The sequence below is a fragment of the Microbispora sp. NBC_01389 genome, assembly GCF_045040095.1.
Taxonomy (GTDB): Bacteria; Actinomycetota; Actinomycetes; order Streptosporangiales; family Streptosporangiaceae; genus Microbispora.
Genome location: NZ_CP109552.1, coordinates 6,014,111 through 6,039,948 on the forward strand (window position 1 = coordinate 6,014,111; position 25,838 = coordinate 6,039,948).

At 71.2% G+C, this 25,838-nt stretch carries 24 protein-coding genes; 13 read left to right on the forward strand and 11 right to left on the reverse strand.

The annotated features are described in order from the left end of the window. The first annotated feature begins 23 nt into the window (after positions 1 to 23). The 3 genes from OG344_RS26610 to OG344_RS26620 all read left to right on the forward strand — a co-directional run bounded on the left by OG344_RS26610 (position 24) and on the right by OG344_RS26620 (position 2,392). Positions 24 to 1,385 carry a S8 family peptidase gene (locus OG344_RS26610; RefSeq protein WP_405085431.1) on the forward strand — a complete coding sequence of 454 codons (1,362 nt, stop codon included), beginning with the start codon at positions 24 to 26 and terminating at the stop codon, positions 1,383 to 1,385. A 114-nt stretch (positions 1,386 to 1,499) separates the two neighbouring features. Further along, positions 1,500 to 1,772: a hypothetical protein gene (locus tag OG344_RS26615; protein ID WP_405085432.1), complete on the forward strand. Its 273-nt coding sequence runs from the start codon at positions 1,500 to 1,502 to the stop codon at positions 1,770 to 1,772. After that, a complete protein-coding gene (locus OG344_RS26620; protein ID WP_405085433.1) occupies positions 1,769 to 2,392 on the forward strand; it encodes an AAA family ATPase in 624 nt (207 codons plus the stop codon). Before OG344_RS26615 ends, OG344_RS26620 begins: the two co-directional genes overlap by 4 nt. Here the strand turns inward: OG344_RS26620 and OG344_RS26625 are convergent. Next, positions 2,378 to 2,971: a TetR/AcrR family transcriptional regulator gene (locus OG344_RS26625; RefSeq protein WP_405085434.1), complete on the reverse strand. Its 594-nt coding sequence runs from the start codon at positions 2,969 to 2,971 to the stop codon at positions 2,378 to 2,380. The two genes, OG344_RS26620 and OG344_RS26625, sit on opposite strands and share 15 nt — an antisense overlap. Before the next feature lie 115 nt (positions 2,972 to 3,086). On the opposite strand from OG344_RS26625, the gene OG344_RS26630 reads away from it, so the two are divergent. Beyond that, the gene (locus tag OG344_RS26630) at positions 3,087 to 4,049 is read left to right on the forward strand and encodes a zinc-binding dehydrogenase (RefSeq protein WP_405085435.1); all 963 of its coding nucleotides are present in this window, start codon (positions 3,087 to 3,089) and stop codon (positions 4,047 to 4,049) included. 43 nt (positions 4,050 to 4,092) lie between these two features. Here OG344_RS26630 and OG344_RS26635 read toward each other — a convergent pair whose 3' ends face one another. After that, on the reverse strand, positions 4,093 to 4,689 hold the full coding sequence (locus OG344_RS26635) for an HD domain-containing protein (RefSeq protein ID WP_405085436.1): 597 nt from the start codon (positions 4,687 to 4,689) through the stop codon (positions 4,093 to 4,095). Between the two features lie 622 nt (positions 4,690 to 5,311). Here OG344_RS26635 and OG344_RS26640 point away from each other — a divergent pair. The 4 genes from OG344_RS26640 to OG344_RS26655 all read left to right on the forward strand — a co-directional run bounded on the left by OG344_RS26640 (position 5,312) and on the right by OG344_RS26655 (position 10,723). Beyond that, positions 5,312 to 7,204 (forward strand): hypothetical protein, encoded by a 1,893-nt coding sequence (locus OG344_RS26640; protein ID WP_405085437.1) that lies wholly within the window; start codon positions 5,312 to 5,314, stop codon positions 7,202 to 7,204. A gap of 98 nt (positions 7,205 to 7,302) precedes the next feature. Next, the gene (locus OG344_RS26645) at positions 7,303 to 7,785 is read left to right on the forward strand and encodes a hypothetical protein (protein ID WP_405085438.1); all 483 of its coding nucleotides are present in this window, start codon (positions 7,303 to 7,305) and stop codon (positions 7,783 to 7,785) included. Positions 7,786 to 7,790: 5 nt separating this feature from the next. Continuing rightward, a complete protein-coding gene (locus OG344_RS26650) occupies positions 7,791 to 8,093 on the forward strand; it encodes a hypothetical protein (RefSeq protein ID WP_405085439.1) in 303 nt (100 codons plus the stop codon). Between the two features lie 23 nt (positions 8,094 to 8,116). Further along, positions 8,117 to 10,723 carry a hypothetical protein gene (locus OG344_RS26655; RefSeq protein ID WP_405085440.1) on the forward strand — a complete coding sequence of 869 codons (2,607 nt, stop codon included), beginning with the start codon at positions 8,117 to 8,119 and terminating at the stop codon, positions 10,721 to 10,723. A gap of 43 nt (positions 10,724 to 10,766) precedes the next feature. On the opposite strand, the gene OG344_RS26660 is transcribed toward OG344_RS26655, so the two are convergent. After that, positions 10,767 to 11,555: an ion transporter gene (locus tag OG344_RS26660; RefSeq protein ID WP_405085441.1), complete on the reverse strand. Its 789-nt coding sequence runs from the start codon at positions 11,553 to 11,555 to the stop codon at positions 10,767 to 10,769. Positions 11,556 to 11,753: 198 nt separating this feature from the next. Next, the gene (locus tag OG344_RS26665) at positions 11,754 to 12,905 is read right to left on the reverse strand and encodes an ROK family protein (RefSeq protein ID WP_405085442.1); all 1,152 of its coding nucleotides are present in this window, start codon (positions 12,903 to 12,905) and stop codon (positions 11,754 to 11,756) included. Positions 12,906 to 13,148: 243 nt separating this feature from the next. On the opposite strand from OG344_RS26665, the gene edd reads away from it, so the two are divergent. Genes edd through eda form a run of 3 tightly spaced genes read left to right on the forward strand, consistent with a single transcriptional unit; the run spans position 13,149 to position 16,587 of the window. Continuing rightward, the gene (gene edd, locus OG344_RS26670) at positions 13,149 to 15,014 is read left to right on the forward strand and encodes a phosphogluconate dehydratase (protein WP_405085443.1); all 1,866 of its coding nucleotides are present in this window, start codon (positions 13,149 to 13,151) and stop codon (positions 15,012 to 15,014) included. After that, entirely contained in the window at positions 15,011 to 15,970 is a 960-nt protein-coding gene (locus tag OG344_RS26675; RefSeq protein WP_405085444.1) for a glucokinase, read from the forward strand. Before edd ends, OG344_RS26675 begins: the two co-directional genes overlap by 4 nt. Next, entirely contained in the window at positions 15,970 to 16,587 is a 618-nt protein-coding gene (eda, locus tag OG344_RS26680) for a bifunctional 4-hydroxy-2-oxoglutarate aldolase/2-dehydro-3-deoxy-phosphogluconate aldolase (protein WP_405085445.1), read from the forward strand. Before OG344_RS26675 ends, eda begins: the two co-directional genes overlap by 1 nt. Positions 16,588 to 16,958: 371 nt before the next feature. On the opposite strand, the gene OG344_RS26685 is transcribed toward eda, so the two are convergent. From OG344_RS26685 to OG344_RS26715, 7 genes are all read right to left on the reverse strand, one after another. Continuing rightward, on the reverse strand, positions 16,959 to 17,336 hold the full coding sequence (locus tag OG344_RS26685) for a GntR family transcriptional regulator (protein WP_405085446.1): 378 nt from the start codon (positions 17,334 to 17,336) through the stop codon (positions 16,959 to 16,961). Next, a complete protein-coding gene (locus tag OG344_RS26690) occupies positions 17,333 to 18,148 on the reverse strand; it encodes a hypothetical protein (protein ID WP_405085447.1) in 816 nt (271 codons plus the stop codon). Before OG344_RS26690 ends, OG344_RS26685 begins: the two co-directional genes overlap by 4 nt. A 101-nt stretch (positions 18,149 to 18,249) precedes the next feature. Further along, the gene (locus OG344_RS26695; protein WP_405085448.1) at positions 18,250 to 18,717 is read right to left on the reverse strand and encodes a hypothetical protein; all 468 of its coding nucleotides are present in this window, start codon (positions 18,715 to 18,717) and stop codon (positions 18,250 to 18,252) included. A 221-nt stretch (positions 18,718 to 18,938) separates the two neighbouring features. Next, positions 18,939 to 21,215 (reverse strand): hypothetical protein, encoded by a 2,277-nt coding sequence (locus OG344_RS26700; RefSeq protein WP_405085449.1) that lies wholly within the window; start codon positions 21,213 to 21,215, stop codon positions 18,939 to 18,941. A gap of 434 nt (positions 21,216 to 21,649) precedes the next feature. After that, positions 21,650 to 23,737, reverse strand: coding sequence for an NAD-dependent DNA ligase LigA (gene ligA, locus OG344_RS26705; RefSeq protein ID WP_405085450.1), 2,088 nt, complete (start codon positions 23,735 to 23,737; stop codon positions 21,650 to 21,652). A 214-nt stretch (positions 23,738 to 23,951) separates the two neighbouring features. Beyond that, positions 23,952 to 24,374, reverse strand: a complete 423-nt coding sequence (locus OG344_RS26710) for a hypothetical protein (protein ID WP_405085451.1) — start codon at positions 24,372 to 24,374, stop codon at positions 23,952 to 23,954. Continuing rightward, a complete protein-coding gene (locus OG344_RS26715) occupies positions 24,371 to 24,631 on the reverse strand; it encodes a hypothetical protein (protein ID WP_327046028.1) in 261 nt (86 codons plus the stop codon). The genes OG344_RS26710 and OG344_RS26715 overlap by 4 nt, the downstream gene beginning before the upstream one ends. A 187-nt stretch (positions 24,632 to 24,818) precedes the next feature. Here OG344_RS26715 and OG344_RS26720 point away from each other — a divergent pair, with 187 nt between their 5' ends. Together OG344_RS26720 and OG344_RS26725 are read left to right on the forward strand one after the other, a co-directional pair. After that, positions 24,819 to 24,953, forward strand: a complete 135-nt coding sequence (locus OG344_RS26720) for a hypothetical protein (protein ID WP_405085452.1) — start codon at positions 24,819 to 24,821, stop codon at positions 24,951 to 24,953. Beyond that, a complete protein-coding gene (locus OG344_RS26725) occupies positions 24,950 to 25,363 on the forward strand; it encodes a hypothetical protein (RefSeq protein ID WP_327046030.1) in 414 nt (137 codons plus the stop codon). The genes OG344_RS26720 and OG344_RS26725 overlap by 4 nt, the downstream gene beginning before the upstream one ends. Positions 25,364 to 25,838 lie beyond the last annotated feature (475 nt).

Consider the following 25,838-nt stretch of genomic DNA (forward strand, 5'->3'; position numbering starts at 1 on the left):
CCGTCACACGAAGTGGACCCGTCGTGCGCGTACTCATCCAGTTGCGTCCGTCCCCCGACCTGGTCGCCGCCGTCACCGACCCGTCGGTCCCGTCCTCGGCCTCCGACGTGGCCGACGATCTGCCCGGGATCGTCCTCGACCACTCGTACGCCCCGGTGACCGTGCCTCATCCGATGCCCGCGGTCCCCGGCGGGGACCCGCTCTCGCTCAACCAGCCACTGGTCTTCTCCATGGCGCCGCAGGACGCCTCCGTCGTGGTGCGCGGGGAGATCGCCGACGACGAGCTCACCAGCAGGATCGCGCTGCTGCCGGCGACCCGCCGCGACGTGGTCGCCATCTACGCCGACCCGGCCATCGAGACCACGCTCACCTGCGCCGGCGACCCTCCCGTGGGCGACTGGCACGACGTCGAGCGGCTGCTGTGCCTGCCCGATCTCGCGGCCGAGGGACTGGACGGCTCCGGCGTCCCCCTCGCGGTCATCGACACGGGCATCAACGCGGCGTACGTCTCCACGGCCCGCGGCCGGGAGGTCACCCTCGATCACGAGCGCAGCTGGAACCCCAAGAGTGTGTCCGGAACGCCGGGAGACTACGCGGTCGACCACGGCTCGATGTGCGCCTTCGATGCGCTCATCGCCGCGCCGAACGCGTCTCTCGTGGACGTGCCCGTGCTGCTGTCGCGGCGGCGGGGCGGGTCGACGCTCGACGGCCTGCTGTCCGACGCGATCGCCGCGTACGCGCACCTGCGCGAGGTCCTCGACGCCCAGCCGGCCGAGTCCCGGGCGCTCGTCGTGACCAACAGCTGGGGCTCGTTCTCACCGCGCTGGGACTTCCCGCCCGGCCATCCCGGCAACTACTCCGACAATCCGGCGCATCCGTTCAACCTGATCGTGGGCAGCCTGGCCGAGGCGGGGGCGGACATCCTGTTCGCCGCGGGCAACTGCGGCACGCAGTGCCGCGACAGCAGGTGCGCCTACCCGGACCGGCCCATCGTCGGGGCCAACTCCCACCCGCGCGCCCTGTCGATCGGGGGGATCGACACCGGCGGGACGCGCGTCGGCTACTCCTCCCAGGGCCCCGGGCGGCTGGCCGCGCGCAAGCCGGATCTCTGCGCCTACACCCACTTCACCGGTTCCGGCGCGCTCGGCGACACCGAGCCCGACTCCGGCACCTCGGCGGCGTGTCCCGTCGCGGCGGGGCTGGTCGCCGCCGTCCGCACCCGGTGGCCGTCCACCACGCTCTCCCCGGCCCAGCTCAGGACCCTGCTGCGGCGGACGGCCGACGACCGCAGTGCCGTAGGGTATGACCACGATTACGGGTACGGCGTGCTCGACGCCGCCGGCGTCATCGCCGCGCTGCGCCGCCGGGCGGCGAAGGCCGCCTGAAGTGGCCCGGGCGGCGAAGGCCGCCTGAAAGCCACCCGAGCGGCCAGGGCCGCCGGAGAGCCGCCGGGCGGCCGGGCCGTGCGGCGTCCGTACACGACAGGGGAAGGCGGACCCGTGGCCGACGTGCTCATCACCGTGCGACTCCCCGCACCCGCGACCCTGGAGTCGGCCATGCGGCATCTCGACCTCGCCGAGGACGAGGTCGACACCGCGTACGGCCTCGTGCCGATCGACCCCCGCAAGAATCTGTACGTCCTGCGGGTGACGGAGAGCGCGGGACGGCGGGTGGGCGACACCGGCGCCGGGCCGCGCGGCGGGGACCACCCGCGGGCGGACGGCGGGCCGTACTCCGATCCGCCGATCGAGCCGTACGGCCCGCCGCGATGACCGGCGCCGTCTGGATCGTGTCGGGACCGCCGGGGGCGGGCAAGTCGACGGTCTGCGACCTGCTGCTGGCCCGCCTCGACCCCGTCCCGGCGCTGCTCGACAAGGACACGATGTACGGCGGCTTCGTCGAGGCGACCCTCGCCGCGTACGGCAGGCCGCCGGGCGAGCGCGAGGGGCCTTGGTACGACCAGCACGTCAAGCGGTTCGAATACGACGGCATGACCGCGACCGCCCGGGAAATCCGCTCCCACGGCTGCCCGGTCATGCTGGGCGGCCCGTTCACCGCACAGGTGCACGACGCGGCGCGCTGGCACGCGTGGGTGGAGGCCCTGGGCGGCCCGGAGGTGCGCCTCCTCTGGGTCCGCTCCGACGGCCCCACGCTGCGCGAGCGGCTGGTGCGCCGGGGCCTCGCCAGGGACGGGCGGAAGCTGGAGCGGTTCGCCGACTACCTGCGCGCCATCAAGGTCGACGAACCGCCCGCCGTGCCGTACGACGAGATCGACAACCGCCTCGGCGCGCCCCCGCTGGAGGCCCAGGTCGACCGGCTCCTCGCGAGGACGCAGGCGGCGTCCGCACGCGTTCTCTCGGAGCGCCGGCCGTGCCCCTCACAGTGGCGGTGATCGGTCCGGGACGGCCTGGAACGCCTGGATCACGAGCCGGGCGAAGCGCCGGGACGCCGCGACCCGGGCGGCCGCCGACGTGGCGTGGACGCCCCGGTGGGCCAGCAGCATGAGGATCAGGTCGTCGAGGACGAAGTCGGCGCGCAGATGCCCGGTGTCCCTGGCGCGGCGGGCGAGTTCGGCGACGGCGCTCAGCGTGTGCTCGCGGCTCGCCGCGAGATCCACTTCGCCGGGATGGGCCGACATGAAGGCGTCGGTGAAACCCCGGTTGCGCGCGTGCAGGTCGCAGATCTTCTCGATCACCAGGCGGAAGCCGCGCCACGGGTCCGGATCGGCCCGCCCCTCTTCGACGATGGCGTGGCACGTGCGCATCTCGTGCGTGAACGCTTCGACGACCAGCGTCTGCTTCGTCGGGAAGCGGCGGTACAGGGTGGCGGGGCCGACTCCGGCGCGCCGGGCGATCTCCCGCATCGGGACGTCCAGACCTTCGGCGGCGAACAGCTCACGGGCCGCGCCGAGGATGCGCTCCCGGTTGTCCAGGGCGTCGGACCGCAGGATGTGAGGCGGACGGTCGGTCACCGCACTCACTTTAGCCAAACGGACGGCGGCGTCCGTTACGGTCCGAGAGCACGGACGCCTCGCGCGTCTTCGAACAGGCCCGGCATCGGGCCGATCCCAGAAGGTGGAGACGACAGTGCTGGCAGTCGAGATCAGGGAGTTCGGAAGTCCCGAAGGCCTGGCGCTGATCGACCGGAGCCCCCCGGCTCCCGCCGCCGGACAGGTGCTGATCGCCACGGAGGCGATCGGCGCCGGCGGCGTCGACGCCCTGATCCGGAGCGGCGCGCTGGCCGCCTACGGCTTCAAGGCGGGCCACATCCCCGGCAGCGAGGTGGCGGGCAGCGTGATCGCCGTGGGCGAAGACGCCGACCCGTCGTGGATCGGCCAGCGGGTGTGGGCGTTCACCGGGCTGGGCGGCGGCTACGCCGAGCAGACGATCGCTGCGGTCGACGAGATCGTCCCGCTCCCCGCCGGCCTGTCCGCCGTCGACGCGGTGACGCTCGGGAGCTCCGGTGTGGTGGCCCACTTCGGCCTCTCCCGCGCCCGCTTCGCGCCCGGCGAGTCGGTGCTGGTGCGCGGCGCGTCCGGCAGCATCGGGATCACGGCGGTCCAGCTCGCGGCGCGCGGCGGCGCCGGCGCGGTGGCGGTCACGACCTCGTCGCTCCAGCGCGGCGAGCGCCTGCGCGCGCTCGGCGCGACCCACGTGCTGGACCGCTCCGGCGATGGCGGCGAGTACGCTCCCGCCGGCTACGACGTCGTCATCGACGTCGTAGCCGGCCCGGACCTGCCCGCTTTCCTCGACCTGCTCAACCCGAACGGCCGCATGGTCGTCGTCGGCGTCGTCGGAGGGCAGCCACCGGCGGACTTCGGCACGACGATGATGGCGGCGTTCCGGAAGTCGACGTCCTTCGCCACCTTCAGCGCCGACACAGTTTCCGCGCCCGACCGGCACGCCGTGCGGACTGGGCAGTTCGCCGCCGCGAGCCGCGGCGAGCTGCGCACAGTGGTGCACGAGGTGCTGCCCCTGTCACAGGCCACGCGGGCGCATCACAAGATGGACGCCGGCGAGGTGTTCGGCAGGATCGTCCTCACCCCGTAGTCCTCGCGCCGCAGTCGTTGCACCGCAGTCCTCGCGCCTCGGGTCAGACGACCTCGTGGCCGTACGCGGCGGCGAGGGGCCCAAGGTCGGGGACGCCGAAGACCGCGCGCATCGACGCGAACACCTCGGCCTTGTCCTCGCCGTACCGGCGGACATCGACCGCGTAGGCGTCGGCGGTGACGAATCTCGGCGGGTCGGTCTTGCTGTGGAACTTGTCCGCGAACATCACGAGCTCCTCCTCGGCCGACCCCGCGAGGTAGTCGCGGGGCGGCAGGGGCAGCCCCTGTCGCAGCACGTCCTCCCGGCTGATCCCCACACCGGTGTGGTGGGAGCAGAATCGGCACAGGCTCTCGGGCAGGCCCTCCCCGCGGAGCAGTTCGTGACCGAGGATCCCGTGGCGCACGTAACCCGCGTGGTCGAGCCGTCCGTCCTCGTCGTAGAGCAGGTAGACGCCGATGTCGTGCAGGAGGCTTCCGGCCCGCACCAGCTCGGCGTCGACGTCGAGCCCGGCGCGGTCGGCCAGCCGCAGGGCGATCGCGCAGACGATCTCGCAGTGCGTGTGGACGAGGTCGAACGCCTCCTCCGAGGGCGCGTGTTTCTCGTGCAGGGCACGGATCTCCGCGTCCGTCGGAAGCCGCATGCGCGGAGTCTAATCGCCGCCTCGGCACGCCCCCGCCGGAGGCCCGTTGGAGCAACGCTTCATCCGCTACAGAGCCCATGGAAAGGGGCGGTCGTTTCCCTGATTGCTTCCCGCCCGGATCGGCGAGCCACCGACCTGGGCCGTACGGCGAATTCGGCAAGCGGTTCGACCTGATTACGTTGGAGCGGCAGGTCGCCGGTCCTCTTGGCCGTGCGCGAGCCGTACGAGAGAATGTGTGAGTGTGTTGTGGCGAATGACCGGGCATTCCGGATTGAGTGATTATGTTTACGAGATGACCACATCGTAAATAATCTTGCTGCCTGAGTCGTCGCCTGTCACCGATATCAGGGGGAGCCCGGGCCGTATGACCCTTTCATCAGGTGATTCCCGGCCGTCACCAAGCCCGGAATCGCCTCCTGCTCCCCCGTCGGCGTCACCTCAGCCCTCTCCCTATGCTTCTGCTCCTGTCCCGTCGCCGAGTCCCGAAGCGACGCCCACGCAGCCGCCGGTCACGCCCACCTCGCCGGCGGGCGCCGTCGCTCCCGGCCGACCGGAACCCACGCCACCGCCCGAGGGCTGGGTGAACCGCGGCGGAGGCTACGCCGGGATCGACCCCGCCGCGATGGACGACTTCGAACGAGGACTCGGCCGGGCGCAGGACTCCATCGGCCGCACCGAGCCGAGGATCCGCGGCATGTTGCAGCGGCTCGACCTGGACACCTCCCGTCTGGGCGCACTACGTGAGGCACAGGGCTGGATCCGGAGCACACGCCCCGACCTGCGGCGCCGCAGCGACACGATCCGCGCCGAGCACGGCGAGTGGGCGGCCTCCTCCGCTCTCCCGGCCGGCCTGGCCGCCTTCGACGAGAAGCTGTACGGCGAAGCCGGCCGGGATCCCGATGTGTACGCCGCCGTCGGCAAGCTCACCGAGGCGGCCAAGAAGCGCGAGATCGACGCGAAGACCGTGACGGCGCTGGAGAAGCGCGCGGGGGATCCGGCCTTCGCCCTGGCGCTGACGACCACACTGGGCGCCACGCGGCTTCGTGATCTGCTGGTGAAAACCGTCGAGCACACCGATGACGCGACCATGCAGCGGTTGCAGAAGGCCCTCGGCAAGACCCTCGGCACCGCGAGCCCACGCCTGGAGCCGGCCTACCGGGACGAGCTGACCGGGACGCTCGACAAGGCCATCGTCGACTGGCGTCCGGCCTACGCTTTGGCGCTGGCACTCAAACACGGCACCTTCGCCTCCGCCTTCCTCGTGGCGGTGGCCAGGCAGATCGACAAGCACGCGGCGGCGATGTCCGGCGAACCCGCCATCAGGAAGACCCTCATGGAGGCCCTTGCCCGTGATCCCGTAGCGGCTCAGGATTTCTTCCTGGGCGATCCCAAGGCGCTGGAACGCTACCTGAGGTGGCCGTACATGCCGGACGACGGCGCGGCGCTGGGTAAGGCGCTGGAGGCCGCCACGCTCACCTTCCGCGACCACGACGGCTCAGCGGAGCACCCTTCGCGCGGATACCTCTCCGCCCTGCTGGCCTCCCGGTTCGTCCACCTGGAAGCCGAGCGCATTTCCAAGGGCCTCCCTCCGGCCGTCCCCCCCGCCACCACCGCCAAAATCCTCGGCGACTACATCCTCGACGTGAATCGCGTCGCCTTCGACACCGGCGACAGCAAAGTGCCCGGCGTCGCGTTCACCGATGACCCGAGCATTCCTGGACCGTTTCGCTGGGGCGCACGCATCGACAGGAAGGAACTCCATGATGTGATGCTGGAGGCATTCAACGACCCTCAGGCATTCGGCGCAGTCGTGGCAGCCCAGACCGCGTTCGCCAAGACGATTCTCGATCACGGTGCCGCCGAGATGGCCCGCACGGACAGTGACGCGACACTGTTGACAGCCGCCAAATGGATCGGGGCGGGATTCGGAGTGATCACAGACGCGGGAGGGCTGGCCAAGATAGCGGAGGGCAAGAGCCTCGACGAAGCGCAGGAGAGGAACATGAAGATCCTCACCGCCATCGCCAACACCGGTCTCGCGATACCGCAGGCAGGAGCCTGGCCGATCATTTCCGGCATCGCCGGGGCATGGACAGGCCGAATCGAGGACAGCGCTCAAGGAGACTCCGCAGACCGGGCCACAACCGACGCCAACCAGACGGTGCTGAAAACTCAGGAACTCCTGCGCGATCTCACTGTGCAGGCGATGCTCAGGCACGAGCTTTTCGGCTCCGCCGACCCGCCCGCGTCCCATCATCCCTGGGCTTCGCTCAAGGATCTGAAGAAGGGCCAGGATCCTCGTGACAGCCCATACAACTTCCTCAAAGACGGCCAGACCATCATGACAAGGGACGAGATGAGCGACAAAGCACCCCACGGTGATGGCTCCGGGGATAAGCGACTTGATGCGTACAAACGATGGCTTCGCGATGTGAACCTTGTAGGAAAGCGCGGGGACGACCTGCTGGGTCGCGTTAACACCAACTTCACCCAGGCCTTCCTCGAATACAAATGATCAGGTTGAGACGAACTTCCGGGGCAGTAGGACTGATCTGCACATTGGCTCTGGTAACCGGCTGTCAGCACGAAGAGGCAAAGCCCGACCGAACGCCGATGCCGACAGTCGCCGCCCCGCCCTATGTCTGCGACTATATCCCGCTCAAAGCCGTCGAACTGATGACCGGAGAACGCGATCCGCTGGTCCGCGGTTACATCGACCTCGACCGGCCGGACGCCGGTGATGGAGACTGCGCCATCTATCAGCGAGGCGGCGATCGCGTGAAGGTATTGCAGATACTCCTGGTGCCCATGGGGACGGAAGAGCGAGTGAAAGATCAGCTGCGAAATGGCGCTTCCCCATTGCCCACGATCGCGCCCGGAGCGATCGGCTACTACGGCGAGAACTCGCCAGCCGAACAGAATTCGGCTCACGCGATGCTCGTGCGAGGCAATGCGGAAATCCTCATCAAACTGGAGAAAGGGGTCGAGGGGCGGGACAACGCAGCCGATGTGGTGGCGTTGATGAAGCTGATCGCGCCGAAGCTGATCACCTCGGCCGACGCGCCCACGCCCACCCCGTCCGCCGGAAAGGGCTGACCGGCATGGCCGAACTCGTACCCAATCCGCTGTATGTGGCTCTCCGCGAAACGCTGCGTACCGCGGAGCCGCTGCTCACGGAGGTCACGAACGACCTCGAAAGGCAGTACGGCGCCTTCCACTCCGGGCGCGTGTGGACGGGGCCGGCCGCGCAGCGGTTCGAGGAACAACTGACCCTCCATCGCACCCGCGTCCGCGGCTGCGCCGACGCCGTCCTGTCCGACCTGCGGCGCGCTCTGGCCAACACCCCGTCCGAGGTCACCACCGAACAGGCCAGGGACATCCAGGCCAGGTACGGCCTCACCTGAACCAGAAGGACCCGCCGTCACTCATGGATTCGACGCCGTCCTACGAGCGCACCGGGCGGGTGCTGATCTCCGTCTGGGCGGGCGCCGCGCTGATCGTCGTGGTCGTCGCGTTCTTCCACTTCCGCGGGGACACCTCGCCCGGCGGACCCGCGCCCTTCCCACCGGCGACCATCGGGGCCGCCCCGAAGGAGCCCGCCCTGCTCCGCGCCATGACGACGACCAGGCTCGGCGACCGGACCGTCGCGGTCACCGGAAGTGCCGACGGCACGGTCCGGGTCTGGGACCTCACGACCGGCACCCAGTTCGGCGCCCAGATCGGGCGCCCGCTCACCGGCCACACCGGCCGGGTCACCGCCGTGACCGCGACCCGGCTCCACGGCCGCCCCGTCGCCGTCTCCGGCAGTGAGGACGCCACCGTGCGGGTGTGGGACCTCACTGCCGGCAGGCAGCTCGGGCGCCCGCTCACCGGCCACACCGGCCGGGTCACCGCCGTGACCGCGACCCGGCTCCACGGCCGCCCCGTGGCGGTCACCGGAAGTGCCGACGGCACGGTCAGGATCTGGGACCTGGCCGCTCACAAGCAGCTCGGCCAGGCGCTCACCGGCCACACCGCCGGCGTGACCGCGGTGCTGACGACGACGCTGGAAGGCCGCATGATCGCCGTCTCCGCGGGCCGCGACTCCACCGTACGGATGTGGGACCTGGCCGGTCACCGGCGGCTCGGCCGGCCGTTCACGGATCCGTCGCGAAGCGTCGTCGCGGCCGGCACGATCACCGAGCGGGACGGCCGGCCCGTCGTCGTCTTCTCCGGCTCCGACGGCGCGGTGTGGCTGTGGGACCCGGCCACACGTGCGCGGCTCGATCAGCCGCTCGGGGACGCCGGCGCGTACGCCCTGACGGCGGGAGAGCTGGACGGCCGGCCGATCGTGGTGTCGGTCGGGCTGGACGCCACCGCGCAGGTGTGGGACCCGACGGGCCGTGAGCGCCTCGGCCGTCCGGTCGGTCACGCCGGTCCGGTCGTCGCGGCGGCGGTGACGGATCTGGCCGGCCGGCCGGTCCTGGTCACCGGAGGCGTGGACTCCGTGCATGTGCTGGACCTGCGCCGGCTGACGTCCGAGCAGGCCCCGGGCGAACGCGCGGAGCCGGTGCCTCCCCAGGTGCGCGACATGACGGTGCGGCTGACCGAGGCCGCGGAGACCGGACAGGCCGGTGCGGAGACCGTGGCCGAACTGGAGAGCCGGGCGCCGGACCCGGATTTCGCGACCGCGCTGATGAACGCGCTGGGCCCGATGCGGTTCCGCGATCTCCTGGCCGAGGCCGTGGATCACCAGGCCGACGGGAACGCGCACCGGCTGGAGATCGCGCTCGGCCGGGTCCTGGGCACGGCGAGCCCCCGGCTGAGCCAGGGCTGGCGCGACCGGCTCGCCGACGGCCTCGACCGCGACGGCTCCGCGGCGTACGCGCTGACGCGGGCGCTCGGGCACGGCGCCTTCGACCGCGACTTCCTCGTCGCCGTCGCCCGGAGGATCGACCAGCGGCGCGGCGAACCGGCGTCCTTCGGCGCCCGGAACATCGGCACCACCCTGATGGCCGCGCTCAGCCGTGATCCGGCGGCGGCTCAGGACTTCTTCTCCGGCGACCCCACCGCGCTCGCTCGTTACGTGACAGAGCGGCCCACGGCCGACGGCGGCACGGCGCTGGGCAAGGCGCTGGAGGCGGCCACGCTCGTCTTCCGCGACCAGGACGGCACACGGGACCGGCCGTCCCGCGGCTTCCGGTCCGCCGAGCTCACCACGAGGTTCGTCGCCGTGGAGTCCGGGCGGATCCGCGCCGGGCGGCCCGCCCGCTCCCTCGTACGGCCCGCCTCGACCGCGCGCATCCTCGCCGGTTACCTCGGCGACCTGGGATACATCGCCCTCGACGGCTGTGACGGCTTGGACCCCTACGTACGCAGCCCGCGCGACGGCGACGGGCCGGGGCGAGAGGACTGGGGGATCAACGCCTCCGCGGGGCTGCTGCGCCCGTTGACGCAGGAGTTGTTCACGGACCCGGGCGCACTGGGCGTCTACCTCGCCGCCCAGACCGAGTACGCCGGGCGTCTCCTGGACCACAGCGCCGCGAAGGCGGCCACGGCCCGGGACGCCGGCGGCGTCGTCACCGACGCGAGAACGGTGGGCGCCGCCTTCGGCATGCTCACCGACGCGGTCCAGCTGCCCAGGATTCGCATGGCCAAGTCGGAGGACTCCGAGCGCGCACGACAGGAAGCCGTGGACGAGGCGAACGAGTCCGCGGACCGCATGAGGAATCTGGCTCACTGGCTCACCGCGCGGGCGATGCTCAGGCACGGCCTGTTCGGGCCTGCCGATCCACCCGCCCGCACCCATCCCTGGGGCTCGCTGCCCGACCTGAAGAAGGGTGAGGATCCCCGCGACAACCCGTACAACTTCGTCGAAGACGACGGCCGGACCCTCATGCCCCTGGACAGGATGATCCGGGAGACCACCGCCGACGCCCGGTTGCTCCGGTACCAGGGCTACCAGCGGTGGCTGTACGACGGACTGGCGGGAGACGACTGGTTCGACATCGAGCAGGCCCTGGACGGCGGCTTCCGTCGTCTGCGCTGCGGCTGACCGCGGCCTCGCTCCGCGGGTCCCGAGGTCCCGCGGAGGCCCGTCAGGAGGGGACGCGGTCGGTGATGGCCTGACGCAGGCCCTGGATCTCGGCGCGCAGGGCGGCCATCTCGGCCAGCACCTCGCCGTCCTCCCCGCGCTCGGCTCTGCGCTCCTCCTGGCTCTCCTCCTCCATCGCGCTGACCACGACCGCGATGAAGAGGTTGAGCACGACGAACGTGCAGATCAGGACGAACACCACGAAGTAGATCCAGGCCGAGGGGTGGGTGTCCATGACCTCGCGGTTGATGTCCGACCAGCCGTCGCCGGTCATGACCTGGAACAGGGTGAACAGCGAGGTCGGCAGGTCGCCGAAGTATTCGGGCGCGGACGCGCCGTACAGCTTGGTGCCCATCACGGCGGCGACGTACAGCACGAGGCCGAGCAGGACCACGATCGAGGTCATCCCGGGGATCGCGGTGAGCAGCGCGGAGACCACCCGCCGCAGCGACGGCACCACCGAGATCAGCCGCAGCGCCCGCAGCACGCGCAGGGCCCGCAGCACCGACAGCCCGCCCGCGGTGGGGAGGAACGAGACAGCGATGATCAGCGTGTCGAAGACGTTCCAGGGGTCGCGGAGGAAACGCCACCGGTAGACGTACGCCTTGGCGAGGATCTCCGCGACGAAGACGTAGAGCGCGGCGTGGTCGGCGACGTGCAGCACCGTGCCGTAACGGGCGACCGCCCCGGCCGAGGTCTCGACGCCCAGCGTGGCCGCGTTGAGCAGGATCACCACGGTGATCGTCTGCTGGAACCGCGGCGACTCGATCACACGGCGGACACGTTCACGCACGAAGGGCTCCTGGGGGGAGGGAAGATCGCCACAGAGCCTAGTGCCACCGGCCGACATCCCCGTTTCACGCGGCACCACCAGGCTGGGACGCTTTCTCGGTGGCCTCCCGGTGCCGGTGCGCGGCGCACGGGAGTGCTCGATGAGCACGTCAACGACCCGTGCTCACTGACGAAAGCGCCGCCCCGGTAAGCCGGGGGATCAGCGGGGGGCGGCGTCGACGGCCTGGGCGGACAGCACGCGGTCGAGGACCATGAGGGCGCAGCCGGTGATCCCGGCGCCCGGCCCGAGGCGGCCGCGCTCGATGCGCAGGCTGCGGGTGGCGAGCTGGGTGGAGCGCCGGTAGACGATCTCGCGTACGCCCGACACCAGCGGCTGGAACATCTCGGCGACGTCGCCGCCGAGGACCACCACGGCCGGGTTGAGCAGGTTGACCGCGCCGGAGATGACCTCGCCCAGCCAGCGGCCCGCCTGCCGTACGACGGCCATGGTCTCGGCGTCGCCCGCCCGCACGAGGGCGGTCACGTCGGCGAGGGAGGCGACGTCGCGGCCCTTGGCGCGCAGGTCGCGCAGGATCGCGGTGCCGCTGGCCACCGAGTCGACGCAGTCGAGGTTGCCGCAGCGGCACAGCACGCCGCCGCCGTCCCGCACCGGGATGTGACCGATCTCCCCGGCCGCGCCGAGCGCGCCGCGCAGGATGCCCCCGCCGGAGATCACCCCCGCGCCGATCCGGGTGGAGACCTTCACGAACAACAGGTCGTCGAGCTCGGCGGCGTAGACGCTCCGGTGCTCGCCCATCGCGATGACGTTCACGTCGTTGTCCACGAGCACCGGCACGCCGAACCGCTCGGCGATGACGGGCGGGATCACCACGCCGGTCCAGCTCGCCATGACGCGGGCGCTTTCGACCCGTCCCGCCGCGAACTCGACGGTGGCGGGGACGCCGAGGCCGATGCCGGCCACGTCGCGGCGACCGTCCAGCAGCTTCTCCCAGGTGTCCATGAGCAGGGGGAGCACGACGCCGGGGCCCTCCTCGACGTCGATGTCGATGTCGGTCCGGTGCAGCACCTCCCCCGCGAGGTCGCAGATCGCGATCTGGGTGCGGCGGGCGCCGAGCGAGGCCACCGGGACGACTCCCCCACCGGCGTGGAACCGCAGCCGCATGGGCGGGCGGCCCCCGGTGGACGGCCCCTCGGCGTCCTCCACGATCAGCCCGCGCTGGAGCAGGTCGGAGACGCGGTGCGCGACGGCCGGCCGGGACAGGCCGGTCACGCGGCCGATGTCGGCGCGCGTCACCGCCTCCCCGCTGCGGATGAGCTGGAGGACTTCACCAGGAGTGGCTAAACGTGACATCAAGCAGAAGTGAAGCACATACACTCACCGAAGTTCAATGACTTATTCATTTAGAGTTACAAAACTAGGCTTGATAACTGGCATAACTACCCGATACTGTCCCTCCTGTGCCTGATCGACGCCTTCGTCCGGACAACGGACGTGGCGTCGGACCGGCACGAGATCGACCCCGCCGGTGCCAGGGGGCGCCGGCGGAAGCAGGACCCGCCGCAGCGGCCGCGCCCGGCACGAGGAGGACCTTCCGTGACTGACCCCGTGGTTTCCCCCGTGGTTTCCCCCGTGGTCGACCCCGTGGTTTCCGAGGTCACCGACCGTGTCGTCACACGCAGCCGCGACACCCGCCGGGCCTACCTGGAGCGGGTGCGCCGTGCCGGGGCCGAACTGCGCGAGCGGGGGCCGGCCCGGGGGCGGCTCGCCTGCGCCAACCTGGCCCACGGCTTCGCCGCCGCCCCGGCCGAGGACAAGCTCGACCTGCGGGGCGCGGCCAAGCCCGGCGTCGCCATCGTCACGTCGTACAACGACATGCTGTCGGCGCACCAGCCGTACGAGACCTACCCGCCCGAGCTCAAGCGGGCGGTCCGTGAGGCGGGCGGCGTGGCGCAGGTGGCGGGTGGCGTGCCCGCGATGTGCGACGGCGTGACCCAGGGCCGGGCGGGCATGGAGCTGTCCCTCTACAGCCGCGACCTGATCGCCATGGCGACCGCCATCGCGCTGTCGCACGACATGTTCGACGCGGCCCTGCTGCTCGGGGTCTGCGACAAGATCGTCCCGGGGCTGCTCGTCGGCGCGTTACGCTTCGGCCACCTGCCGGCCGTGTTCGTGCCCGCCGGGCCGATGACCTCCGGCCTGCCCAACAAGGTCAAGGCCCGGGCCCGGCAGGCCTTCGCCGAGGGCAAGATCGGCCGCGGCGAGATGCTCGACGCCGAGGCGGCCGCCTACCACTCCCCCGGCACCTGCACCTTCTACGGCACCGCCAACTCCAACCAGCTCCTGATGGAGGTCATGGGGCTCCATCTGCCGGGCGCGACGTTCGTCAACCCGCACACCGAGCTGCGGCAGGCGCTGACCCGGGCGGCGGCGCGGCGGGCCGTGGAGATCGGCCCGCACGGCGAGGAGTACACCCCGGTCGGCGAGGTCGTGGACGAGAAGGCGATCGTCAACGCGGTCGTCGCGCTGCTCGCCTCGGGCGGCTCCACCAACCACACGATGCACCTGGTCACGATGGCGGCCGCCGCCGGGATCACGCTGACCTGGGATGACATGGCCGACCTGTCCAAGGTCGTGCCGCTGATCACCCGGATGTACCCCAACGGCCAGGCGGACGTGAACCACTTCCACGCCGCGGGCGGCATGGCGGTGTTCATCGGCGGCCTGCTGGACGCCGGGCTCCTCCACGCCGACGTGCTGACCGTGGCCGGGCGCGGCCTCGGTCACTACCGTACGGCTCCCGCCCTGAAGGAGGGCGCGCTGGTGTGGGAGGAGCGGACCGGGCCCAGCTCCGACCCCGACGTCCTGCGGCCGGTCGCCGAGCCGTTCTCCCCCGACGGGGGCATCCACATGCTGTCGGGCAACCTGGGCCGGGCGGTGAGCAAGGTCTCCGCCGTCAAGCCCGAGCACCTGGTTATCGAGGCCCCGGCCCTGGTGTTCGACGACCAGATCGACCTGCTCGCCGCGTTCGACCGGGGCGAGCTGAACGGGCGGGACTTCGTCGCGGTCGTCCGCTACCAGGGCCCCCGCGCCAACGGCATGCCGGAGCTGCACAAGCTCACGCCGCCGCTGGCCGTGCTGCTCGACCGCGGCCAGAAGGTCGCGATCGTGACCGACGGCCGCATGTCCGGCGCCTCGGGGAAGGTCCCCGCGGCGATCCACCTCTCTCCCGAGGCCGCCGACGGCGGGCCGATCGCGCTGCTGCGCGACGGCGACGTGGTGCGCCTCGACTCCGCCGCCGGTACGCTCACCGTGCTCGCCGACCTCACCGGACGCGTGCCCGAGGGCGCGCCCCTGACCGACGAGCAGTGGACCGGCACCGGCCGCGAGCTGTTCGCCTCCTTCCGCCGTACGGTCGGCCCCGCCGAGCGCGGCGCGAGCGTCTTCGGGGGCACCGCGTGAGCCTGCCCTGGCTGGTCGCCGACGTGGGCGGCACCAACGCCCGGTTCGGTTTGGTGACCCGGCGTGGAGGGCAGCCGGAGGCGGTAACCGTACTCGACGTTTCCCAGCATCTCGGCCTTGCCGATGCCGTAGCCGCCTATCTCGCAGAACATGCGGGCGGAGTTCGGCCGGGGGCCGCGTGCCTGGCGATCGCCGGTCCGGTCGACAGGGACCGGTACCGGCTGACGAACGCGGGATGGTCGGGTTCCGTGACCGACCTGGGCATCCCGCGTACGGTGCTCCTCAACGACTTCGAGGCCCTCGCGATCTCGCTGCCGCACCTCGCGGGCGGCGATCTCGTGTCGCTCGGCGGCCCCCCGTCGCCGCCGCCCGGCCTGACGAAGGCCGTGCTGGGCCCGGGCACCGGGCTCGGGGTGGCCGGGCTCGTCCCCGTACGGGAGGGCTGGCTGCCCGTGGCCGGCGAGGGCGGGCACGTGGCGGTCCCGGTCGTGACGGACCTGGAGATGGAGATCGTCCGTGCCCTGCGCGCCGACGGCCTGCCGTACGTGGACGCCGAGCACCTGCTGTCGGGCACCGGGCTGCCGCGCCTGCACCACGGCCTCGCGCTGGTGCGCGGGGTCGCGCCGGGCGCCCGGACGGCGGCGCAGATCACCTCGTCGGACGACCCGCTGTGCGTCGAGACCGTGGAGGTCTTCCTCGCGCTGCTCGGCGGGTTCGCCGGCGGCGTGGCCCTGACGTTCGGCGCGCGGGGCGGGGTCTACCTGGGCGGCGGCGTGCTGCCCCGATTGGCCGCGCGGATCCCGGGCAGCGCGTTCCGGGCCCGGTTCGAGACGACCGCGCCCGCGCTGACGGACTACGCCGCCGCGATCCCGACCCCGCTGATCGTCGCCGAGCAGCCGGCGCTGACGGGTGCGGCCGCCTGGCTCGCCCAACGATTCCCCGAAGTGGAGCTGTGATGAGCAACCTTCTCGACCTCGCGCCGGTCGTCCCGGTGGTCGTCCTCGACGACGCGGAAAGCGCCGTCCCGCTGGCCCGGGCGCTGGTGGCGGGCGGCCTGCCGGTGATCGAGGTGACGCTGCGCACCCCGGCCGCCCTCGACGCGATCCGGCGGATCGCCGCCGAGGTGCCGGAGGCCGTGATCGGCGCGGGCACCGTACGGTCGCCGGAGGACGTGGAGGCCGCGATCGCGGCGGGCTCCCGGTTCCTCGTCTCCCCCGGCACCACCCCCGGGCTGCTCGCGGCCATGCTCGCCTCGGGCGTGCCGTTCCTGCCGGGCGTGGCCACGGCCACCGAGGCGATGACGCTGGCCGAGCGCGGCGTGCGCGAGCTGAAGTTCTTCCCCGCGGAGCCGGCCGGCGGCGTCTCCTATCTCAAGGCGCTGAGCGGCCCGCTGCCCGACGTGCGGTTCTGCCCCACCGGCGGGATCACCCCCGCGAGCGCGCTGTCCTATCTGGCCCTGTCCAACGTGGGGTGCGTGGGCGGGAGCTGGCTGACACCGCGTAGCCTTGTCTCGGCGGGCGACTTCGCGAGGATCGAGAAGCTCGCCGCAGAGGCCGCGGCGCTGCGTCCCTGAGCCCCTTCGTCCATCCGGATCCCCGACCGGCCCTCCGGCCGTGCCGGGACTCCGGCCGGGCCGCGGGGGCCGGGGCCTCCCCGCGCCCGACCGCACAAGCTCGCCGGCCGAGCCACCCTCCCTCGGCGACGCCGGTGGCCATGCTCGTGGACCGTGACCCGGCCACACGTTCATGGGCTCCGGGCCCGTGCGCCGCTCACCCGCGGCGCGCGGGCCCTCTCCACGCGGACGGCTTGCCCGCGTCGGCGAGGCCTGTCCGGCAAGGTCGAGACGGAACCGGTCGCAGGCGCAATCGCACTGATACCCCTTCTCGGCGGAGACTTTCCGATCGGCAGCCACTCCGGCGACGTGGCCCCACGGCCGGGTCGCGGTCATGACGAGGCCGGTGTCACCGTGCCGGAGGTCAGCGCCGCCTGCACGATGCGGATCGCCTCTCCCGTGTCGAGGCCGACGCTGGCGACCACGGCCGCGTAGTCGGCGGCGGCCCGGCGGGCCCGCTCCAGGCCATCCTCGCCGGCGGCCGACACGAACGAACCCGCCCGCCCGCGCGTTTCGATCAGCCCTGCCTCCTCCAGCTCCCGGTACGCCCGGCCGACCGTGTTCACGGCCAGGCCAAGGTTGGCCGCGAGCTGGCGGATGGTCGGAAGGCGGGTGCCCACGGCCAGCGTGCGATCCCGAATCTGCCGGGCGAGCTGGGCTCGCAGCTGCTCGAACGGCGGCACCGGCGAGGCCACGTCGATGACGATCATCGGACGCTCATCACCCGCCGGGCCACCGTCGCGCTCGACGGCGTCCTGGCACGGAGCGCGACATACGCGACCAGGCCCAGGATCACATTGACGACCGCAGCGGCGCCCAGCCAGCCGGGCGCGGTGCCGAACAGCAGCACCATGGGCAGCGACCACTGCACGCTTGGCGTGGTGAGGTCGCGGGCATCCTCGACGCGCATGACGACGTCGGCGGTCAGTGACTCCTCGTCCTCCGCCACGACCGGGCGCCGCAGCAGGTGGCGCAGTTGCACGGCGGTGATGACGGCCACGCCGAGCAGGCCGATCAGCAGGACGACGGCCGGTTGCCGCACGGCAGGGTCGGGAACGGCCAGGGCGCTCCCGGCCAGCGCCATCGCGCCGGCGAACGTGGCGGCCGCGAAGACGGCGTACGGCAGGCCGAGCACGGCCCGCCAGCTGGGCTGGATCGGATGGGCGGCCCTGCGGGACAGTGTCGCGCCCGCCCGCTGATCGACGCGTCGGACCCACCAGTCGAGCAGCGACTGTGCGAGCAGCAGCCCGGCCACGAGCGCGATCAGGGCCGGCAGCGGCAGTGGGCGATGCGGCTCGCGGCCATCGAAGACGGGAACGGCGGCGAGCGCGCTCGCGACGATCAGCAGGGCCAGAATCATCGCAGTGGCGAGGCGGGCACGACCCCGGACCGCCAGCCGGCCGGCCAGCAGCGGGGTCGGGCGGGCACCGGACAGGCCGTGCCGGGCCAGCCATGCGTCCGCCGGCCGCAGGTCGGTCGCACGCGCCGACGGGCTGGTGTCCGGTGAGGGTTCTTGGGCCATAGCCCCTCCTTTGTCGCAAGGTTTGTATCAACATCATGAGACATACCTTGAGACAAAGTCAACGTCACGATGGACCACCGGGACCGACGACATCAGTGAATTCAGGTTCGACTCGTGCCCTCTCGGGCGAAGTACGGTTCCGCCGCTTCCAGTCGCGGTACGGAGATGCCCAACCGTCGTGCTTCGGCCAGGGTGTCCCGGCAGACCTCACGCGGTTCCTCGGCCTCGGGGTCGGAGTGCGCCGCCAAACTCACGCGCAGGAGCGCGACATGAGCGGTCAGCCAGGCGAGCGCGGGAGCCGTCAGCCACGTGGGCGCACGGAAGAGCAGCATACCGCCCCGGTGACGTCGCAGCTCAACGCCGCGCGCCTCGAGGAGCGGCAGAAGCTCACGGCCGGCCAGCAGCCCCTCGCGCAGGTCGCCCGTCGCGCCGACCAGCTTGGACAGGGAACCCACCCGCAGGCCCTGCGAGAACAGACCGGCATCCGACACGAAATGAACCCACAGCCAGCCGCGGAAGTCAGGCCGCTCCTTGAGCCGGAGCCCGGCCTCGCGAAACGCCTGGCGCACGGCCCGCTCACGGTCGGTCGGGGGCCGGCCGAGAGTGCGCGACGGGGAAACGGCTGCAGCCAGGGAACATCGAACACCAGCCTGAGCGGTGCCCCCGGATCGTCCACGAGACGGAGCGGACCTCGCTCCCGTCATCATCGGCGAACCGGCGCACACTGGTCCTCTCCTGAGGCGGGCCGGCCAGGGATGGCGCCCCCCGCATGCCCATCGCGCCGACTTCGTCAACGTTGCTTCGGTGGTCTGCGGTAGGTGACGATCTTGTCACCCGGCCCGGGGTACGCGATGATCAGCAGCCGCTGGGTGCCCTTCTCCTCGCCCTTCCACGGGAACCAGGCCAGGTGCAGGCGGATGCGGTAGTGCCCCTTGCGGCCGTTGAGCGACAGGTCCGGCAGTACGGTGCCGCTCAGGCCGTCCATGAACCTCATCTCGCCGCCCTGATTGGCGTAGCCGACCTCGACGACGTAGTCCCAGCCTTTGGTCTCGACCGGCGGGCGGCGGGTGTAGGTCTCCAGAGTGACGCAGACGTGGAAGTCGGAATACGTGCTCACCATCACGTGGCCGGGCCCGGCGGTGACCGGGCCGGAGGTCGTGCTCCTGCCCTCAGCGGGGAATTCGTCGTACAGCTCCAGCCCCGCCTCCGGCCACTCCGGCTCCTTGAGGCGGATCGCCTTGGCGGGTCTGATGAGAGGGCGGTGACGCGGCGTGGCGTCGCATTTGCGCTGTTCCTCGGCCATGAACTCGTTGAATTCACGCTCCTCGGCAGCCTCGGCCGCCGCGATCTCCGCGTTCGCGGCCGGGCAGATTCCGGCGAGTACCCCGCTCAGGTCGCGGACGTTCAGTCCTTCCGCCTCCCTCATGTGGGCCAGCTCGCGCGGATCGTTGCGGGTGTAGGCGGCGCACAGGCGACGGCCGTGGTCGAGCAGTACCTGGTCGGGCGCGGTGGCGGCGAACGGAAGAGCGTTCTGCTGGCGCACGGCGCAGATGAAGGCGCGTGGGCCGGTCGGTTTGGGGGGTGCCACGGGCTCGCCGTTCATCTCCCGGGGTTCGGGAGGCGAGCAGTCCTCGGCCGTGGTGAACGGACCACGTGCCTGGTCGGCCACGGGCAGGAAGCACAGGGCCATGGAGGCGGCCAGCGCCGTCACGAGCACGTGGTGGCGCGATCGGGCGGCAGGCGGGAAACGGTACAGCAGAAACAGGACGAGGGCGGAGGCGGCGAGCGCGGCGCTGTACCACATCGGGGAGATCCCGAAGAGGATGTCGCCCTTGTCGTTCCGGTCGAACAGTCCGCCCGGGTACAGGGCCAGCCGCTGCTCGGTCATCTCGGGTGTGCGCTGCCAGTCCGCCTCGGAGGTCGTCGTGAGGGCGGTGACGATGCCCGCCGCTGCGGCGAGGGTCAGGGTCAGCATCGTGACACGTAGCAGCCGCCTGGTCCTGCGCATGACTGCGATCAGGATCAGTACGGCCGGAGCGCCGACCCCGATGAGCAGGTCCAGGGCGACCCAGAGCACGGTCGCCGGGTAGCTCACGTTCCCATGGAAGAGGTCGTCGACCGCGCCCCGGGGGCCGATCCACGCGGGCATGCCCGCCGCGAGGTTCACGGCCGCCGGGATCAGCGGGAGCACCACGGCCACGGCGGCCAGGGGCCACGCTCGCGCGGGAGCGATCTGGACCGGAGACGCTGGGGACGGTACGGGCGCCACGACGCCCAGGTCATGGGCGGAGCGGGCCTGCCACGCCGTCCCGAGTACGCTCAGGACGCCCAGAACCATGACCAGTACCAGCCTGTAGTCGATGTCCCCACCGCCGAACGAGATGATGTACAGGCCTCCCGGCGACAGCAGTGACAGCAGGGCCGAGGCCGTGCCCATCCGTACGGTGCCCCGGGTCCAGCGCGGATCCCTGGCCTGGCCGGCCAGGACGGGCACCAGCCACAGCAGGTAGACGGCGTTGCCGAGCTGGTACGGGGAGACGAACTGCAGGACGGAGTCCTGGCCGAGGCCGTAGGCGACGGTGGAGGCCATGCTCATGGCGGAGTTCGCCAGCCCCGCAGCAAGCCCGAGCAGCCGCAGCCATCGAGGCAGGACGCCGGCCAGGACCGTGAAGAACAGCCCGACGACGGTGATCTGGAGCAGGTCGAGGGGCAGACCGAGCCACCACTGGTACGGGATCGGAAGCCGGTACAGCAGCGTGTAGGCGACGCTGAGGTACAGGGCCGCTCGTAGGAGCTGGACCGGCCTTTCGTTGACCGCCGCCGCGCCGGTCGGCCGCCCGCGGAGTATCTGCCAGTAGGCCCAGCCTTGCAGGACTCCGCCCGCGACCATGAGGAGTTCCACCCACCAGGCGTAGGGCACGAAGTCGCTGTCCCATCCCCCGGTGACGATCTCGCGCAGCAGCGCGGGGTCGGCGGTGGCCAGCGCGCGGACGCCGGCAACGATGACCACGGCCACATAGACGGTGACGAACAGCGTGGCGATTCTGCCGAAACGGTAACGGCGCACGGGAACACCCTCGGGCACGAGCGGACAGGATCTGAAGATTCGAACAAAGGTGCCCAACCCTAGCGAGCCACCACTGAAACGATCAACTGCGGATGGCGGCTCGCTCCTGGTGACCGCCGGCATTCCTCGAGTGGCCACTGCTCAACCTGCCCGGACTGGCCGGTGCTCCATCGATTGATCAGCCGGGACACCTGTTCGCACTGCCGGGCGGTGATCGACATGCCGATCTGGGTCAGCGCATCTCACCGGTGCATTCGCCGCTGGGGCACGTACTGCTGTGTTCATCACCGCCGACACCGACCAGGCCCGACCAGCTTGCATCTCAGCGTCGGCGTACTCGAGCAGATGTTCCTCGATCGTCACGCTGAGGAGTTCGGTCATCATGCGGTGATCCGGGCTCGAGTCGTGGAGAGCCGGCGGACGAACAGGGTCTCCTACAACAGCTGCGCGACCATGTCGGCAAACTCCCCGGGGGAAGCGATCCGCACACCGAGGGATTCGGCCTTCGCCCGCTTGGACCCCGCGTTGTCTCCTGCGACGACCAGCGAGGTCTTCGCCGAGACGCTGGAGGACGCCCGGCCTCCGGCCTGTTCGATGAGCTCGTTCATCTGGTTGCGGGACAGCGCTGCCAGCTGCCCGCTCATCGTGCCCGTGACCACGACCGTCATCCCGGTCAGCGGCAGCGCACCCGGCTCGCCCTCGCCCGGCGCCGGGGTGGTCATGCCGCCCTCATCACCGGCGGGCGCCGCCACATCGGGCTCGACCATGTTCACCCCGGCGTGGACGAGCTTGTCGATGAGGTCGCTCAGCTCGGCCAGGTCAGCGACGATCACGGGCGCCTTCTCCGGGCCGATGCCGTCCACCTTCTGAAACGCCTCGGCGCCGGCCGCACGGATGGCCTCCATCGTGCCGAAGTGCCGGGCGATGCGGCGGCTCATCGAGCGCCCCGTCCCCCGGACACCGAGCGCGCAGAACACCCGGCTCAGCGGCCTGGTCCTGGCCCTGTCGACGGCGGCCAGGAGGTTGTCGGTGGACACCTCCCCCATCCGCTCCAGGCCCAGCAGCTGCTCGTGCGTGAGGAAGAACAGGTCGCCGAAGTCGGCGATCAGCCCGGCGTCCAGCATCTGCTGGACCCGGTTGTCGGCCAGCCCTTCCACGTCCAGCTGGTCGCGGCCGACCGCGTACCGGATCGAGGCGATCGCGCGGCAGCTCCGGCCTCGCACGCACCTCCACCGCTCCTGCGAGGTGTCGATCTCACCACCGCAGGCCGGGCACACCTCCGGGAACACGATGGGCTGCTCGTCGCCGGTGCGCAGGTGCACCACCGGTGACTCCACCCGCGGGATCACGTCGCCGGCCTTGTAGACGACGACGCTGTCCCTCAGCATCAGCCCACGGCGCTCGATGTCGGCGGGGTTGTGCAGCGTGGCGTACGTCACGACGGAGCCGTCCAGCTCCACCGGCTCCAGAACCGCCCGCGGGGCGATCACCCCGGTCCGGCCGGTGTTCCACTCCACCCTGAGCAGCTTCGTGATCTTCTGTACTGCGGGCAGCTTGTACGCGATCGCCCACCGCGGCGCCCGGGAGCCGAACCCGGCCTGCGCCTGATCCGCCGCGTCATCCGCCTTGATCACGATGCCGTCGATCCCGAACGGCAGCTCCGGCCGCGCGGCCGCGATCTCCTCCACCCGCCGCTGCACCTGCTCCACAGTCGTCGCGACGATCCCGGCCACCGCGGTCCCGGCCGTGGTCCGCGCACCCTGCCCGGCGACCCAGACCATCACCTGGCTGTGCGGCGACTCCCGGAGCCGCGTGGCGAGGCCGGAGGTGTCGTCGGGCAGCGGCAGCGCACCGTACCCGAAGAACGTCAGCTCGCACACGTACGCCCGGTCCTGCGCCCTCAGCGTGCCCGCGGCAGCACTGCGCGGGTTCGCGAACGTGGTCCCGTCATGCGCCTGCCGTTTCGCGCACGCCTCCTCGAACTGCGCGGCGGTCATCATCACCTCGCCACGCAGCTCCACAGTGACCGGGTCGGCCAGCCGCCCGGGGAGGCCGGCGATCGTGCCGATCGCGTGTGAGACGTCCTCGCCCGCGCTCCCGTCGCCGCGGGTGACCAACTGGACGAGGCGGCCGTGACGGTAGCGGGCGGCGACCGCCAGCCCGTCCAGCTTCGGCTCCACGGACCACGCGGTCACCGGACGGCCGAGCCGGCGCTCCAGCGAGGCGGCCCAGCCGGCCAGCTCCTCGGGCCCGAACACGTTGTCCAGGCTGAGCATGGGCACGGTGTGCGGGACATCACCCACGACTCCGGCGACCTTGCCCGTCGGCGAGGCCTCCAGCACCTGGCCGGGGTGGGCCTTCTCATAGGCGGCGATGCCCCGCACGAGCCGGTCGTAGGCGTCATCGTCCAGCGGGGAGGTGCCGTCACCGTAGTAGGCCGCGGCTGCGTCGGCCGCCAGCTGGACCGCCTCGGCGTAGGCGGTCCCATCGGCGATCGCGTCGATCGGGGGCGCTTCAGTCATGCGGCCATCGTGCCCGGAGGGTCCGACAAAGACGTCCGACGCCGCCACCTCGCATCCCACGACCCGTCCACGCGCGCCGCCTGCCACGGCTCCCCCGCAACCGCCGCCTGGTGCGCCGGCGCAGGGGTAGCGGCGGACTCCTGAAGACATCCGCGCATCGCTCCGTGAAGACCGCAGCTCACACGCTGGGCGCCCTTTCGGTCGCGGGTCCCTGTCAGTCGGGATCCTTGACCTCATACAGGTCGAGGGAGTAGGGCAGAAGCGCCGCGATCGGCTCCCAGCGTTTCATGCTCATCGTCAGGATCGGCCAGTCGAGATGCTGGGCGACCGCGACCGCATGTGCCGCCCCCATGTCCGGCGCACCACCCTGATAGGTGAGCACGTCGGCAAGCCGCGTGCTTTCTTCTTCGTCGGCTATGAACGCGATCCGGACATGCGAAAGGATCTTCCGCGTGCCCGAGAGCAGGAGCCTCTGATCCGGCGTCAGCACCGCTTCGGCTACCGCCAGCGTAAGGGCCGGGACCGTCATACGAAGGTGGTATTCGTCGTACGCCATCAGGAGTGCGTGCACTTCCTGATCGGCGCGGCCCAACTCGGTGAGGACAGTGTCGTCGAGGACGAATCCGAGCGCTGTCACCGGCCCCGCTCGCTCAGATACGCGGCGTGCTGAGCGGCCCGCGCACGAGCGCGCTCCATGCGCTCCTGATCCGCCTTCACCTCGTCATGGACCTGCTGGGCCGCCTGCCGGGCACGGGTCTCGTCGCTCTCGTACCGCTTGACCAGATCGGCGAGGACCTGGGAGAGAGTGGTTCCGCGCCCGCGCTCGTCCGCGATCGCGCTGATCCGATCGCGCAGGGGCTTGGGCACCTTGATGGTGGTCATGTCAGCAGTCATACCGCAAGGCTACCTAGTATGCTTCAGGTATTCCAGAAGGGTTCGCACTGAGTTCGTACCGTGGTCGTCCACAGGGGCGGCGTCTTTCCTGCGCAATGGTGGGACGTCCACCCGCAACCGCCACCCCACCCCCGATCCCGCCCCTACGATGAGCTGTCCACGTAGCTGCGCGGGAACGGAGACGGCATTGCACGACCCGACCACCTTCAGCCCGGAGAACCTCCACAAGATGCTCCGCGCTCACACCGCCGGGCAGCACGGCGCCGTGGGCACCGTCCCCCGCCCGTCGCTGCCCGGCGTCCTTGCCGGAGGCACCGTATGAGCGGCCCTCACGAGGAGGGCCCGCCGATCCCCTTCGGCACCCGCGCCTGGCAGCCGCAGGCCGGGGACCGCGTCATCGATGTCGGGCGCGCCGGGCGAAGCGGCTCGATCTGTGGATTCTGCGCCAAAGAGACCGCCACGATGTACTTCTGCGTGAAGGAGTTCGAGATCGTCCATCCTCAGCTCACCAGCGTCGGTGTGCTGTCCGGCGACCGGTTCTACGCCTGCGGCCCGTGCGGGGAGTTGTTCGACGCCGGTGATATCGCCGGCTTGAAGCGCCGCTACGCGCTGGTGCAGGGCCATGCGCCGGATTCCGCGGCGATCGCCCTGCTCGTCGGGGCACGCACCCACCGCGAAGGGCCACCGGTCGTAGTCGCCCCGGGCACCGACCCGGAGGAGGGCCACCGCTGACGCGGCCGGTCTGCGCTACCTCAGGTCGCGCACCACGGCTTGTCCCGGCTGGTGAGGAACACCTCCACGAGGCGGAAGCCGACGCCACATGGCAATAGGGAGAACTCCATCCATCAGGGGGCTCTTCACTTCGTGGAGGACAGGGGCGGACAGCGCGCGGTACAGCTCCACCTGGCTGGTGGGGCGGACCGCCGAGGCGGGGTAGGAGGGAGTGCCCGACGCCGTTCTTGCCGTTGTGGGTTTCGCCGAAGACCCAGTAGTAGAGGTCAGTCAGGTCGGGGGCCACAGTCGCCGCGACCTCCGCTGGCAGCTCACGGTTCATACAGCACAACTCTCGGATCAAAACACGCCGAATCCGCGACAGTGCTTAGCGCCGGTTTCGTTCCGAAGTTCCCCCAACCCCGGATCGGCGTCGGCTGCCCGACCAGGGACAGCGATGCGCAAACGCAGCCGGAGGCCCGATCTTGTGTAACCG

Excerpts from the sequence above, each read along its gene's own strand:
- OG344_RS26620 (WP_405085433.1), top strand. The coding sequence starts at position 1,769 with ATGACCGGCGCCGTCTGGATCGTGTCGGGACCGCCGGGGGCGGGCAAG.
- OG344_RS26635 (WP_405085436.1), bottom strand. The coding sequence starts at position 4,689 with ATGCGGCTTCCGACGGACGCGGAGATCCGTGCCCTGCACGAGAAACAC.
- OG344_RS26640 (WP_405085437.1), top strand. The coding sequence starts at position 5,312 with ATGGACGACTTCGAACGAGGACTCGGCCGGGCGCAGGACTCCATCGGC.
- OG344_RS26645 (WP_405085438.1), top strand. The coding sequence starts at position 7,303 with ATGCCGACAGTCGCCGCCCCGCCCTATGTCTGCGACTATATCCCGCTC.
- OG344_RS26650 (WP_405085439.1), top strand. The coding sequence starts at position 7,791 with ATGGCCGAACTCGTACCCAATCCGCTGTATGTGGCTCTCCGCGAAACG.
- OG344_RS26655 (WP_405085440.1), top strand. The coding sequence starts at position 8,117 with ATGGATTCGACGCCGTCCTACGAGCGCACCGGGCGGGTGCTGATCTCC.
- OG344_RS26665 (WP_405085442.1), bottom strand. The coding sequence starts at position 12,905 with ATGTCACGTTTAGCCACTCCTGGTGAAGTCCTCCAGCTCATCCGCAGC.
- eda (WP_405085445.1), top strand. The coding sequence starts at position 15,970 with ATGAGCAACCTTCTCGACCTCGCGCCGGTCGTCCCGGTGGTCGTCCTC.
- OG344_RS26685 (WP_405085446.1), bottom strand. The coding sequence starts at position 17,336 with ATGATCGTCATCGACGTGGCCTCGCCGGTGCCGCCGTTCGAGCAGCTG.
- OG344_RS26690 (WP_405085447.1), bottom strand. The coding sequence starts at position 18,148 with ATGGCCCAAGAACCCTCACCGGACACCAGCCCGTCGGCGCGTGCGACC.
- ligA (WP_405085450.1), bottom strand. The coding sequence starts at position 23,737 with ATGACTGAAGCGCCCCCGATCGACGCGATCGCCGATGGGACCGCCTAC.
- OG344_RS26715 (WP_327046028.1), bottom strand. The coding sequence starts at position 24,631 with ATGACTGCTGACATGACCACCATCAAGGTGCCCAAGCCCCTGCGCGAT.
- OG344_RS26725 (WP_327046030.1), top strand. The coding sequence starts at position 24,950 with ATGAGCGGCCCTCACGAGGAGGGCCCGCCGATCCCCTTCGGCACCCGC.